The organism is Bacillus sp. FSL R10-2780 (assembly GCF_038006125.1).
Classification (GTDB): domain Bacteria; phylum Bacillota; class Bacilli; order Bacillales; family Bacillaceae_G; genus Bacillus_A; species Bacillus_A cereus_U.
Genome location: NZ_JBBOUQ010000001.1, coordinates 668,055 through 682,749, shown reverse-complemented (window position 1 = coordinate 682,749; position 14,695 = coordinate 668,055). Strand labels below are relative to the sequence as shown.

Genomic DNA, 14,695 nt, shown 5'->3' with positions numbered 1-14,695 from the left:
CTTTATTCCCCTTCCTGCTTTAAACTGCACTCCGGTAAACAAACGACAAACTTACACCCTTCACCAGTTTCCAGGCCTTCCAATCTTACTTCTCCTCCGAGCTCTGTTACCATTTCGTTTATGTAAGAAAGTCCAATTCCTGTTGATGGTGTTCCCGTTTGATCATACTTTGAAGTAAATCCTGGCTTAAATACTAGTTTTTTATATTTTTGCGCAATACCAGGCCCATCGTCAATTACTTCAAAAAATATACGTTTATCAAGTTTATATAACTTAATAATGATAGCACCACTACCCTCGATTGCTTCAACCGCATTTGCAACTAAATTATTAAAAATTGATAAGACCGTATATACATGATATTCTGCATGCTCACCTTCAATATGTTTAGAAAAACGTATTTCTTTTTCCAACATTTCAGCGTACTTCTCATTTATTCTCACAATCATTTCCGCAAGCTCATGTCCTTCTACATACTCAGCTACATTTTTATCTAATAACAGTTTAGATAATCCCGCAAAAATCCTTTGATTATCCTTTTTTATTTCGTGCACTTCTCCCGCTATTTTCAATGCTGTTTTACTACTTGAATCATCGTTCGCTTGTAAATTCCGATATAATTGATACGCTTCTTGTGTAATTAACTCCGCATTTTGTAACGTTTTTTTCAAATGAACAGATTCCACATATAAATTAGAAAGATGCATCAACATATTTTCATTTTCTTTTCGAACTTGTGATTCTTTTAATTTCGTTTCATACAAATTCATCATATTTAAAAAACCAAGCGCAAAGAAACTACGGAAAATAGCAATAATGATTAGCTTATTCACTTCAGAAATTGTTATCGTTGTACCAAGTACTACCATATGATAAATTGCAAGTTCTGACATACTTGCAATAATTTCAATTGTAATCCCAAGGTAGCCAATTATAATTGGCTTCTGATGGAACTTATTCACCCTACAAAGCGAAAAAAGACTTCCATAAATAAAATAATAAAAGAACACAGGATAGCGCAAATAAAATGATTCTGTCATATAAAAAGACCCTTGCAACACCCAGTCAAGACATACACGGAATAAGACTACAGATATACCAACAAGAATACCTGCAACCGCCGCTGGTACTCTTCTTAAAAATAGTAATAAAAAGAAGAAAAGCGGTGTCCCAAAGCTAACGCGAAACGTATCGTTGAAAGGATGAAAATTTAGCTCTCCAGCAATTGGGACAACAATCATTAAAATAATTAAAAGAGATATATCTTTCTTCCATAATTGATTCCAATTCAAAGATGCCACTTCCTATGTATTTTTTCAAAAATGTAAACGGAAAGCCCGCTTATTATAATAAACGGGCTTTTTTTCTATATTCTAACCTTTTCTACCGCTTTTATTTGACGATACTCAGGCTTCCATATTGATTCTTTCACTGCAATTTTGATATCGTTATCACTTAAGTTCTCTCTAGCAACACCTTCTGCAACTGCAACTTTCGCTACTTCAATTGCAACCATTTCAGAGATATTACGTAACTCTTCCACTTCTGGTAAGATAGGTGCACCCGGCTGACTTGTATCTACCATACTTGCAACCGCTTCTGCTGCTGCCGCAAACATACCGTCTGTCATTACGCTTGCACGCACAACAATTGTACCAAGACCTAGCCCTGGGAAAATAAGTGCGTTATTTGATTGCCCGATAACATACGTTACACCATTGTATGTAACCGGATCAAACGGACTTCCTGTTGCAACTAACGCTCTTCCTTCTGTCCACTCGATTAAATCTACTGGTTTCGCTTCAGCAAGTGGCGTTGGATTCGACATTGGTAAAATAATTGGTCTTTCTACATGAGAAGCCATTTCTTTAATAATCTCTTCTTTGAATGCACCAGCAACAGTTGATGTACCGATTAAAATTGTCGGTTTTACATGTTTCACAACTTCAGCAAGTCCGATAGCATCACTTTGTTTCCAATCCTTCACTTCAGCTTCTTTTCTTGCATATGGAACTTGGAAATCAAGAAGATCTTCCATATTATCTGTAATTAACCCGTTACGGTCAATACACCAGAAACGCTCATGTGCTTCTTGCTCTGATAATCCTACGCGAACCAGCGCATCTCTCACTTGATCTGCGATACCGATTCCAGCTGTACCCGCACCAAACACAACTACTCGGTGTTCATTTAAAGGTACACCAGAAGCTTTCACTGCCGATAATACTGCAGCAAGTGAAACTGCACCTGTACCTTGAATGTCATCATTAAACGTACATACATCATGACGGTATTTGTCTAAAATTTTTCGTGCATTACGAGAACTGAAATCCTCCCAATGTAAAAGTGCTTTCGGGAACTTATTGCCTACAGCTTGTACAAATGTATCAATAAATTCATCATAAGCTTCACCAGTTACACGTGGATGGCGATTTCCAATATAAAACGGATTGTTTAATAGATCCTCACGGTTTGTACCTACATCTAAAATTACAGGTAACACGCGACTAGGATCGATTCCAACTGCGGCCGTATAAACAGCTAGCTTTCCAATCGCAATGTTAATACCACCAACACCCCAGTCACCAATTCCTAATATGCCTTCTCCATCTGTTACAACGACTAAGTCAATATTTTCAGCTGTTGCACCGATATTTGAGAACGCTTCTTCAATACCCGAAGGATCGTTAACTGATAAATAAATACCGCGTGGTTTACGATATTCATGGCTATATCTTTGAATTGCTACACCAACAGTAGGTGTATATACGATTGGTAACATTTCACGTAAATGCTCTGTTAAAATACGATAAAATAATACTTCATTTCGATCATGTAACGCTGTTAAGTATACATTCTTTAATAAATCATCCGGCTGAGAACAAAATTGCTCATACGCTCTACGCGCTTGTTCATCTAGCGTTAAAACTGCTGGTGGTAATAACCCTTTTAAACCTAATTCTTCTCTTTCTTCTTGCGTGAAAGCTACCCCTTTATTTAAAAGTGGTGTTGATAATACTTCTACTCCTCTTAATGTCGTTTCTAACGAACCATTAGAAGCCACTGTAAACTTACTCATAACATCCCTACCTCTATTCATATATAACATTTCTATATTGTAAACAAAAAAGAGGGGATTGTCCCCCTCTTCTTTTAATTTTTCTTTAAAAGAGTTGCTCCTGCAATCCCTGGGTGTGTCATTTCGAATGGATCTAGAATTAACTCTAATTCTGCTTGTGACAATACACCATTTTTCACACATAGTTCTCGAACGGATTGCCCTGTCGCAATTGCTTCTTTCGCAACGCGAGCTGCTGCTTCATAACCGATATGAGGGTTCACGGCTGTAATAATTCCTACACTCTTCTCAACGTACTCTTTTAAGCGATCTTCATTCGCTTCAATTCCTTTTAAGCAATTATCTGTAAAGGCACGGAAACCGTTATTCATAATGCTAATAGATTGAAGTAAGTTGAAAACAAGTACTGGTTCCATAACATTTAATTCTAATTGTCCTGCTTCTGAAGCAAGGCAAATTGTATGGTCGTTACCAATTACTTGGAACGCAATTTGATTAATTACTTCTGGCATAACAGGGTTTACTTTCCCTGGCATAATAGATGAACCTGGTTGACGAGCTGGTAGCATAATTTCCGCTAATCCAACGCGTGGACCTGATGCCATTAGACGAAGGTCGTTCGCAATTTTAGACATGTTCATCATACATACTTTAAGTGCTGCAGATACTTCAGTGTACGCATCCGTATTTTGAGTTGCATCTACTAAATCTTCTGCACCAACAAGTGGTAGTTCGCTAATTGTAGCTAAATGTTTTACAACTGCTTCAATATATTCTGGATCCGCATTTAAGCCTGTACCAACTGCAGTTGCTCCCATATTTACTTCATATAGATGTTGGCGTGATTGCTTGATACGTTTCATATCACGTTCAAGTACGCGAGAGTATGCTTTAAATTCTTGTCCAAGACGAATTGGCACAGCATCTTGTAAATGTGTACGACCCATTTTAATAACATGATCGAACTGTTCTGCTTTTAATTCAAATACATCATGCATATAACCCATCGTTTGTAATAAGCCTTCTAATGCATTTAATGTTGCAATATGAATCGCTGTTGGGAACGCATCGTTTGTTGATTGTGCCATATTTACATGACTGTTTGGACTAATATAATCATAGTCTCCCTTTTCCATTCCTAATAATTCAAGAGCACGATTGGCAATGACTTCATTTGCGTTCATATTCATTGAAGTTCCTGCACCACCTTGAATTGGATCAACGATGAAATGATCATGCCATTTCCCCTCAAGGATTTCTTGTGATGCTTCTGCGATAGCACCACCCTTTTTCAATTCCAATCTTCCTACATCTGCATTAGCAAGTGCTGCCGCTTTTTTTACAATTGCTAACGCTTTAATTAAACCTTCATGGACTTTGTATCCTGTAATTGGGAAATTCTCTACTGCACGCATTGTTTGTACACCGTAGTACGCATAATTTGGCACTTCTTTTTCACCTAAAAAATCTTTTTCAATTCGTACTCCATTTTTAACTTCAGTTAATGTTGCCATGACTTTTCACTCCTTAACGATTTCTTATGCTGCTTTTGTTTGTTTGACTGTTTCTACATATTGTTTTGCTTTCTCATCATCGAATTCGCCTTCCCACTTCGACATAACAATGGCAGCTAATGCATTTCCTAATACATTGACAGCTGAGCGAATCATATCTAAAATACGATCAATTCCCGCAATTAATGCGATGCCTTCTAGCGGTAAGCCCATTGATCCTAACGTTGCTAATACAACAACAAATGATGCCCCCGGAACTCCCGCCATACCTTTGGATGTTAACATGAGAACGAATAATAACGTTATTTGCTCTGTCAGTGACATGTGTATACCGTACATTTGTGCAACAAACAATGCCGCTAACGCTTGATAAATAGCTGACCCAGTCAAGTTAAATGTATAACCTGTCGGAATTACGAAAGAGGCAACTGCCTTTGGACAACCGAACTCTTCCATCTTTCTCATTATATTAGGTAAAACAGCTTCTGAACTTGCTGTCGTAAATGAAAGAATAAGTTCTTCTTTTAAAATTTTCATTAATGTAAAAATGTTTACTCCTACCATTCGTGCATTAATACCTAATACAATCACAACGAATAGTATAACAGTTACGTATACAGCTAGCACTAGTTTTCCTAAAGGAAGTAGTGTGGACACACCAAATTTTGCAACCGTAACCGCAATTAATGCGAATACACCAAATGGTGCAAATTTCATAACTTGATTTGTAACCCAAAACATCGCTTCGAGTACACCTTCAAAAAAGTTAAAAACAGGCTTTCCTTTTTCTCCAATTGCCGCAACTCCTAAACCGAATAGTACTGAGAAGAATATAATCGGTAATAAGTCACCTTGTGTAATAGACTCAAATATATTTTTCGGTACAATATGAACAATCGTTTCAGCAAAACCTTTCTTCTCTGTAGCATCTGCTGTTTGTTTATAAGAAGAAATATCACTTTGCTGTAAATTATTCATATCAACGCCAGTACCTGGTTGGAATATATTCGCTGCAAGTAATCCCATTAAAATAGCAATCGTCGTAATGATCTCGAAATAAAGAATTGTCTTACCGCCCAGTTTCCCAAGCTTTTTCATATCTCCTACACCAGCTACCGCAACAATTAATGCTGAAATAACAATAGGTACTACAATCATCTTAATTAAGTGAATAAATATATCCCCAACTGGTGTGATATAAGAAATCGCCGTTTTATTGCCATAAAAGATTGCCCCTACTACAATCCCTAAAACAAGTGCGACAAAAATTTGTGTTGCCAATCCGAATTTTTTCATTTATGTTCATCCCCTTTATGCGAACGCTTTCATTTAGTATTTATAAAAGCTTACTCACACATCATATAGGCGAACCTACAAAATCATACAAAAACCTACAAGTTTGTCACAAAAAATTCGAATTTTTTTCTTATAATATTCATTGACACTTTTTATAAAAAAGAAATAAAATAACCTTGATAAAACATCAGATTATTTCGTATAATCTAAAAGATATACGTATTCAAAATAAATGGAGATGAAAAGGAGTGGATGTTATGAAAAATCACGTGAAGAAGTTCATCATATCTATTTCTTTTCTATTTCATTTTCTTACGAAGGAACAAAGGCATTCGCCTTTGTTCCTTTTTTATTGCAATCTATATAGGGGGAATTGTTATGAAGCCATATAAACGTGTCTTAATTAAATTAAGCGGCGGAGCACTTGCCGATCAATCGGGAAATAGCTTTAACTCCAAACGATTAGAACATATTGCAAATGAAATTTTATCGATTGTTGATTTAGGTATCGAGGTCTCCATCGTCATTGGCGGCGGTAACATTTTTAGAGGCCATCTAGCTGAGGAATGGGGAATTGACCGTGTGGAAGCTGATAATATTGGTACTTTAGGTACAATAATTAACAGCTTAATGCTTCGCGGCGTTCTAACAAGTAAAACAAAGAAAGAAGTACGCGTTATGACTTCCATCCCATTTAATGCAGTAGCCGAACCTTATATTCGCCTCAGAGCAGTACATCATTTAGATAACGGTTATGTTGTCATTTTCGGTGGTGGTAACGGGCAACCATTCGTTACAACAGATTATCCAAGTGTACAAAGAGCCATTGAAATGAATAGTGACGCCATTTTAGTCGCAAAACAAGGGGTAGATGGTGTCTTTACCAGTGATCCAAAATATGATAAATCAGCGAAAATGTATAAAAAACTGAACTATAACGATGTTGTTAGGCAAAACATACAAGTAATGGATCAAGCGGCTTTATTACTTGCTCGGGACTACAATTTGCCGGCACATGTATTTAACTTTGATGAGCCTGGAGTAATGAAGAAAATATGTTTAGGAGAACATGTAGGGACATTGATTAATGATGATGCTTCGATGCTTGTGCATGAATAATAATTTTTCCCATCAACAAAAGGGTGTCTTTTGTAGACACCCTTTCCTCATTAATCATCATAAATAAAAATCAACCCACCCAACTACTTTCTCCTTACAACGCTCCCAGAAAGATAAGTTGTCAAAAAATGTTTCTGTCATCTCTTTCGAATCATCAATGTCTTGCGTTAACGCCTCATTCACTTGCGCTATGATAGGTCCACCGTGAATATACAAATTCATCTCATCATTTATGTAGAAGCTACGAGCAGTTATGTTCGTTGTACCGATAACAGTTAATTCATTATCAATCAGCATTAACTTTCCATGAAACATCCCTTTTTTATAGCCATACACAGTAATCCCGTTTTTAACAGCTTCACGTATATAAGGATATGCTGCCTCTTTAATAAGAGGAATATCCGGTTTATATGACCAAAGTATTTTTACTGTAACACCACGCTTTTGCGCTCCAAATAAAGCATTCATTAATGCTTTATTTGGAGCTATAAAATAAGGCGTTGTAATTACAATCGAATGCTTCGCTTGTTTTATTAACGCTATATATTTTTGAGCAACATAATGCCCGTTATAACTTGTCATAGTATGTAGCGTATTTCCTTTGCTAGCCTTATTCGTACTCCTTTTTATATCTTCTTTCGTATCTCGTTTCCAATCTAAGGAAAACTGCTCTTCTAAATCTTTCGCTCCTTCTCCTCTGAGTCGTACATGATAATCACGCCAGTATCCAAATTTCTTATCTTGCCCTAAATATTCATCTCCTATATTAAAGCCACCCGTATAGCCAATTTCCCCATCAATCGTCGTAATGCGGCGATGATTACGATGGTGAAGTGAATAAAATCCGAATGGCAATTCTTGTTTTCTACTGTATGTAAAATGAACACCACTTTCCTGTAATTCTTTTTTCATCTTTCTTTCAAATGATAAATCATTAATTAAATCAACCGATAAATATACGTTTACTCCTTCTTTCGCCTTCGCTTTTAATAAGTTTAAAAAAGTATGGCTACTTTTATCATCCGACAAAATGAAAAAGTAAGTGTAAATGGAACTTTTCGCTTCCCTTATATCAGTAAACAACTGTTTATAAAACGACTTCCCTTCTACATATAATTGAAAGTCACTATAATGAGGTGCATACTCTATCGGCATATTTTTCCCAGCTTCCATTTTCCTGCCTAAAGTAACATCGATATGCATCCAAATTAAAATAAAAACGAAAATAGCAATAATAATAGAAGTAACTCGCAATATTTTTTTAATCATTTTGATTTCCTTCCGCTCATATTACTTACTATTTCGTAGTGTTTCATTAATTTTTTTTTTCATACGAAATGTCTTTCTTACTTTTTATGGGCTGTTAAAAAGTTAAAGGAGAGAAGCATATGAAAAGAGGAAAAACTCCTATTATTTTTATCCCAGGTCTTTTCGGTTCAATGAGTAATATTATTATTCCTGGTACCGGTAATTGGAACTTTGGGCTTTCTGCGTTTGTTTATGAGCCATTCATCATGATGTTAGAAAGTATCGGATATAAACGAAATCAAAACTTGTTTATCTGTTTTTATGACTGGCGTCAGCGTATTGTTTTTTCTACTCAAAAATACTTATTAAAAACGATTGCTTATGTTAAAGAATTTACAGGTTGCGATAAACTAAATTTAGTTTGTCATAGTTTGGGCGGACTTCTTGCACGTTCTTACGTTCAAAATGAAGAATATGAAAATGATGTGGAGCAGCTTATTATACTCTGTACACCAAGCGCTGGATCTCCTCCCAATTATAGTTATTGGACTGGAGGTAGTCTCCCTGTCCATGCCTCTTCTAAAATAAATATCGTTCATTCCTATATGGAACAGTACGTACACTACTTAAGTACCTTGTATAAAATGAATCCAGTCGAAGCGATCCACCTTTACTTTCCAGGATTACAAGATGTTATTCCTTGTAAAGATTACGGAAATTATTTATTTATAAGATCCGGCTCTTCTATTACATTTCTTCCTTATAGTAAGATGCAAACGAAAAACCCCTTCCTCGATACATTAAATGAAAATAGATTTGTTATAGAGAAAAGAAATATTGAAACTACACTCATTGCAGGAGATGGAGTGGAAACAATTCAATATTTACAAGTCGTCCCTTCACATTCAAAACTGGAATGGGCAGATGGAAACGTCGTCGGTGATATACTAACAAAACATGGTGATGGTAAGGCTGTTGTGCATAGCGTTTTTCTTTTAGTTGGCAATAAATATGTTATGTGTGCTTCACATAATGAAGTGCTCTATAAAAGCATTCCTATATTACAAAAGATACTCTAAATTACGAACAAAAAAGGCGTGGCATTACGCCACACCTTTTCTCATTAAACAAAATTCCTCGCATCATTATTTCTTCCAAACTTATAAATAGCAATTAAGAAGAATGCTATCGCGAAAGCGAATAAAATTAAAATGTTTAAATACAACTCAGAAAACGGAATTCCTTGCTGTAATTTTGAAATTGTGTCTAGTAACCAACGCTGCGGAAGAAAATTAGCTACCTTTTGTACCGCTTTCGGCATAATATCATATGGAAAATAACATCCAGCAAGCAAACATGTTGGTACGATAACTATATTTTGCATTGCATTTGAAGCAGTTGAACTTTTCGAAAAAGACACAATGACTAATGACAAACCAATTGCTATTAAAGCAAATAGCATGAGTACACCAATCATCACTATGAAAGGCATATTTATATTTGTGTGAAAAACATTCGTCATAAATAATACTGCAATGACAATTTGTACTGTTAATATCATCATATTTACTGCAACATTAGATAATATAAATTTCTTCCCATCTATCGGCGTTGATAATAATCTAAAGTACGTTCTATTCTCTTTTTCTTTTAAGATAAATCCTGATAAGTTCACTGCTGAAAATAGCATAAACATGATCAGGTAACCCATAGTTTGATTTGTCATATCCTTATTTTTCGAAGTATCTTCAAGTGTCTCAGTCTTTACTTTAAATGAACTTTTTTGATACCCTGCATACATATTATCAAACGTACTTTGATCCGTCCCTGCCACTTTACTAATTGCGGCAATATTATCAACATAGTTATATAAATATGATTTTATAAACCCCGTTACTTGATCGCCTTTAATCGATGAAATCTCAATATGACTCGGTTTCCCTTCTCGAACACTTTCGGAAAAACCAGAATCTAATGTAATAACACCATCAAGTTTTTTTGAAGTAAGTTTATCTTCTACTTCAGACTCCTTCACTTTACTTACATTTACATGATTTAATCCTTCTAAAAATTTTACTGTATCATTTGCTATTGGCTGATTTTCTTTATTTATAACCCCGATATTTAACGTTCCTTGCCCTACATTTCCGTATATCGAAAAGGAGATGAGTGTTCCTATTATCGGCAAGCTAATAATAATGAGTAACCCTTTTTTATTTTTCAGAAGTACAGATAACGTTTTTTGTATGAGCCATAAAATGTCTTTCATACTATAGCCCCTCCCGTCTACGTAATGCAATAATCGCAATTAATAAAAAGAGTGCTGAAATTCCTAGGTTTAAAGATATTACCGGAAGCGCCGCCCCTATGTCATTTGCATAAATAATTTTCATAATGGCTGTATTCGCCCACGTTAATGGTGATAAATTCGTTACGACATTTTCTTCCACTATGAAATATGCACCCCCAAAAATAGAAGCTAATTGCACAACTACCATAATAATTGCTCTAGATGATTCACCTGTTTTTGTAATATATCCAATCCCTAAACCGAAGCTAATTGCTAGAAAGACTTCTGTTAGTAAAATAATAAATATGATTCCAAGATGGTCGCCCCAATTCGCTTGAAAAACAAATTTACTAAATAAAACGACAAGTAGTAAACAAAGTGCATTCGCTACAAGACTACCTAGCACTTTCCCAATGAAAATTTCAGCTTTACTTATAGGTGCCGCAATGAGACGATCTCCTGTTTTACGTATTCGTTCTCCTCGAATTAAAAAACTCGCTCCCATCGCAGCATACAGTGCTATCATCGTTGTCATTACAACTGCATAGTAATCCATAGAACCTGGTTTTTTAGCAGCTTGTAAAGATGTTTCTTTAATATAATCATTATGATTTCCGTTTGAAATAACTGCGCTAACCTTACTCGGATCTACTTTTGCAACTTCGGCCGCTACGTTGTACTTATCAACAAATGTTGTAAGCATTCCTTCAACAATACTTCCCTCAATACTACTTCTGTCGCTTCCGTAAAATTTCGCACCATCCTTATTTAACTCTACATATGCAGCATATTTATTTTGCTTCACTTCTTCTTTCCCATCTATACCTCCGGAAATTTTCTTAAAGTGAATACCTGATTTATCGACTTCTTTCGTAAATGCTTCAAATGATTGAGAAAATGTGCTACTCGCTTCATCTTTATATAGCACTTGTATATCCTTAATCGATTGACTATCGCTATTAAATGCGTTACTTAACGCTGTTCCTAACACAAGCATAAGCACAATCGGAAATGCTAACATAAAAACTAAAGTTCTTACGTCCCTGAAATCTCTTTTAATGTGCATCACTGCAATATTAAAGATGTTCAATTGATGAACCTCCCTTTACCTTTTCTTCATTTACCTTTTATTTATCTCGTAAGTTTCTTCCAGTCAACGTAAGGAATACAGTTTCTAAGTTCGGAGCCTGCTCCTCTAACGAACGAATTTCAATGTCATGATTAATAAAGTGTTGAATAATTTTATTTAAATTATTTAATCCTGCATCAGAATTCACTTTAATTACGCTCTCTTCAATTTGAACAGCTTTCACACCGTTTATCTCTTTTAATTTTTCTACGTCTAAATTTTCTACTGACTTCACTTCAATCCAAATATCTTTCGTATCTGTAATAATCGCTTTTAACTGTTCTTTCGTTCCTTCTGCAATCACTTTACCGTGATCTACAATTGCTATTTTCGTACAAATCTCTTCTACTTCTTCCATGTAGTGACTTGTATAAATGATTGTGCTTCCCATTTCATTTAATTTCCGGACAGACTGGAGAATATAGTTTCTTGACTGCGGATCAATTCCAACTGTCGGCTCATCCATAATAATTAGCTTTGGTCTATGGGCAATTGCACAAGCTATATTCAATCTTCTTTTCATTCCGCCAGAAAAGTTTTTCGGATAACTTTTATGCTTATCGCTAAGCCCCACAAATTGAAGTGCTTCCTCTACTCTCGCTTTTAGTTCAGCGCCTCTTAATCCGTACAATCCGGCAAAGAATTTCACATTTTCATAGGCAGTTAGCTCTTCATAAATCGCAATATCTTGCGGAACAATACCGATGTTCATCTTCGCAAATCGATTATGTTTCTTTATATTTTTTCCTAGTATGCTGATTTCACCTTCATTACTTCTTAACAATCCAGCAATCATATTTATCGTTGTACTCTTACCAGCACCGTTCGATCCTAAAAATCCAAATATTTCTCCTTCTTTAATAGATAAAGACATATTATCTACCGCGATGAAGTCACCAAATTTTTTCGTTAAATTTTTAATTTCCAATGTATTCATCATTTCACCCCTATTTCGGTTTCTCTGCTGTTATCCCGCATTAACGGTCAGTAAGACTCCCACCTCAAAATTCAGCTGGTGCAAAGAAGTTAGGTGGGAGATCAACTGCCCGTAAAAATGCCCGATTGGTTCAACTAACAATCAGCGTGGAAAAACAAAACCCCCACTGATTGAAGTTTCACTTTATTATAAACAAAAAGAATGAACCTGCTCAGTGCAGAAGTTCATTCTTTTCACATGAGAATATTCACTTTTTTCATATGAGATGATTCATCCTCATCATGCCTTACTATATCGGCAACAACATTGTTACTGAAAAACCACTTGTACCATCTACAATAATTTTCCCGTTTACAGACGCTGTTCTCTCCTCCATCCCCATAATGCCGAGGCCTTTTTTAACAAGAGCTGCACCTTTTCCATTATCCTTCACTTGTACTTTGATCATCTTATTAAGTACATGAATATCTATTGAAATGACTGTCGCATCAGCGTATTTCATCGTATTTGTTAGTGCCTCCGTAACATTTTCACCGATAATCTTCCACTGAATTGGAGAGATCATATCTAAGTTACCTTTATATACGAAAGGAATGTTCACATCATGCTTACCGGCAAATTCCTCTATGAATAATTTCATGCGGTGAATGCCAATTTGCTCTGTTGGTGGCTTCATATTTTTTAATGTAATCCGAATGCTTTCAATTCCATCTTTCGAAATATGAATTGCATTTTGTAATAACTCCGCAGATTTTACTTTATCTATTTCCATCAGTCTCTTCGCTGCTTCCATTTGAATAAGTGCACCCGTCATCGAGTGACCAATTTTATCATGAATTTCTTGTGATAACCGATTTCTCTCTTCTAACTTAAATGTGTACTCCGATTGCCTTATGTACTCTTTATTTTCATGTAAGCTTTTCGTCAGTCGCTGCATATCTTTTCGCATCTTATCATTTTGTGATTCAAGCTTTAATACACGAGCGATGTAGCGATTTGCCATAGTTAAAATGAGAAAAGAAAATGCAACAATTAATCCATATGTCATTTGAATACTTTCATTTGTAAAAGTAATAGGAAGCATCATAATGAAAAAGAGCTGCCATTTCCTCTCTATATAATTTGATGTAATTTCGTATAAGTTCAAAGGTAAAAACAAAATAAAAAATGGATGCACCTTCCATGTAAATAAAATTACTACACCAATTGACACGCAAATTAAAACCCTTTTATACGTATCGTTTTTTAATATAGAGATCATTACGTTTACAGAAAGATATATAAGTAGCGTAAATATAAACCATGGTAAGTTTGCAACATTTGAGTGAATGTAACTAAACACAATATATATAAATACAATTAATTTACTTACAGTTAACCAAAATTCCATAACATTAATCTACTTTCCCTGTTAAGTAATAAATCGCAATTTGCGTGCGATGTTCTAGTCCAGTTTTCCCTAAAACTGATGTAATATAATTTGCTATCGTTCCTTCAGATATGAAAAGTTGCTTCGAAATTTCTTTATTTGAGAACCCTTTCGCAATTAGTGCGATAATACTAAGCTCTCTTTCTGTAAAAAGACTCTTATCAATTTTAGATTCTTCCTCTTTACTTTCCATTAAATTAGACTTAATTTTATCAAGCACTACATCTTGCATGACAGTTTGGCCGTTATATACGCCTTTTATTGCATCACGAATACGCTCCGGATCATTATTTTTTAATAAATAACCTTTCGCTCCGTTTTTTACTGCGTCCAAAATATATTCATCATCATCAAATGTCGTTAAAATGAGAGGCTTCGTTTTTGTCTCTTCACAAATTAACTTCGTCGCCTCTACCCCGTTCATGTTTGGCATACGAACATCTAAAAGGGCAATATCAACTTCATGCTTTTTACAATACGCTACAGCCTCTTTTCCATCATTTACAGTATCTAACACTTCGAACTCTTCGTATGTATTTAAAATGATTTTCATGCCTTCTCTAATAAAAGAATTATCATCGGCTATTAATATTTTAATTTTCATGTTTGTTAGTATGGCCCTTCCCCTACTAACATTCACATCCTTTCTCTGTG

General features: G+C 35.3%; 12 protein-coding genes. 2 read left to right on the top strand and 10 right to left on the bottom strand.

Going from position 1 to position 14,695, the window contains the following annotated elements; genetic code table 11:
* Nucleotides 1-2 precede the first annotated feature (2 nt).
* The 4 genes from NSQ47_RS03630 to NSQ47_RS03615 all read right to left on the bottom strand — a co-directional run bounded on the left by NSQ47_RS03630 (nt 3) and on the right by NSQ47_RS03615 (nt 5,889).
* On the bottom strand, nt 3-1,301 hold the full coding sequence (locus NSQ47_RS03630) for a sensor histidine kinase (RefSeq protein WP_341036140.1): 1,299 nt from the start codon (nt 1,299-1,301) through the stop codon (nt 3-5).
* A gap of 65 nt (nt 1,302-1,366) precedes the next feature.
* Entirely contained in the window at nt 1,367-3,079 is a 1,713-nt protein-coding gene (malS, locus tag NSQ47_RS03625; RefSeq protein WP_341036139.1) for an oxaloacetate-decarboxylating malate dehydrogenase, read from the bottom strand.
* 74 nt (nt 3,080-3,153) lie between these two features.
* A complete protein-coding gene (aspA, locus tag NSQ47_RS03620; RefSeq protein ID WP_002200956.1) occupies nt 3,154-4,593 on the bottom strand; it encodes an aspartate ammonia-lyase in 1,440 nt (479 codons plus the stop codon).
* A 24-nt stretch (nt 4,594-4,617) separates the two neighbouring features.
* On the bottom strand, nt 4,618-5,889 hold the full coding sequence (locus NSQ47_RS03615; RefSeq protein ID WP_002158405.1) for a cation:dicarboxylate symporter family transporter: 1,272 nt from the start codon (nt 5,887-5,889) through the stop codon (nt 4,618-4,620).
* Between the two features lie 378 nt (nt 5,890-6,267).
* Here NSQ47_RS03615 and pyrH point away from each other — a divergent pair, with 378 nt between their 5' ends.
* Nucleotides 6,268-7,008, top strand: coding sequence for a UMP kinase (pyrH, locus tag NSQ47_RS03610; protein WP_002158406.1), 741 nt, complete (start codon nt 6,268-6,270; stop codon nt 7,006-7,008).
* Nucleotides 7,009-7,065: 57 nt separating this feature from the next.
* Here pyrH and cls read toward each other — a convergent pair whose 3' ends face one another.
* Complete coding sequence (cls, locus tag NSQ47_RS03605) at nt 7,066-8,277, bottom strand: cardiolipin synthase (RefSeq protein WP_341036137.1); 1,212 nt, start codon at nt 8,275-8,277, stop codon at nt 7,066-7,068.
* A 119-nt stretch (nt 8,278-8,396) separates the two neighbouring features.
* Between cls and NSQ47_RS03600 the strand changes: the two genes are divergently transcribed.
* Entirely contained in the window at nt 8,397-9,335 is a 939-nt protein-coding gene (locus NSQ47_RS03600; RefSeq protein WP_341036135.1) for an esterase/lipase family protein, read from the top strand.
* A gap of 44 nt (nt 9,336-9,379) precedes the next feature.
* Here NSQ47_RS03600 and NSQ47_RS03595 read toward each other — a convergent pair whose 3' ends face one another.
* From NSQ47_RS03595 to NSQ47_RS03575, 5 genes are all read right to left on the bottom strand, one after another.
* The gene (locus NSQ47_RS03595; RefSeq protein WP_341036133.1) at nt 9,380-10,525 is read right to left on the bottom strand and encodes an ABC transporter permease; all 1,146 of its coding nucleotides are present in this window, start codon (nt 10,523-10,525) and stop codon (nt 9,380-9,382) included.
* A 1-nt stretch (nt 10,526) separates the two neighbouring features.
* Entirely contained in the window at nt 10,527-11,636 is a 1,110-nt protein-coding gene (locus NSQ47_RS03590; RefSeq protein WP_002202470.1) for an ABC transporter permease, read from the bottom strand.
* 37 nt (nt 11,637-11,673) lie between these two features.
* Nucleotides 11,674-12,612: an ABC transporter ATP-binding protein gene (locus NSQ47_RS03585; protein ID WP_002158411.1), complete on the bottom strand. Its 939-nt coding sequence runs from the start codon at nt 12,610-12,612 to the stop codon at nt 11,674-11,676.
* Nucleotides 12,613-12,901: 289 nt separating this feature from the next.
* On the bottom strand, nt 12,902-14,002 hold the full coding sequence (locus NSQ47_RS03580; protein ID WP_002158412.1) for a sensor histidine kinase: 1,101 nt from the start codon (nt 14,000-14,002) through the stop codon (nt 12,902-12,904).
* A gap of 4 nt (nt 14,003-14,006) precedes the next feature.
* Nucleotides 14,007-14,645, bottom strand: coding sequence for a response regulator transcription factor (locus NSQ47_RS03575; RefSeq protein ID WP_002064723.1), 639 nt, complete (start codon nt 14,643-14,645; stop codon nt 14,007-14,009).
* Between the last annotated feature and the right edge of the window lie 50 nt (nt 14,646-14,695).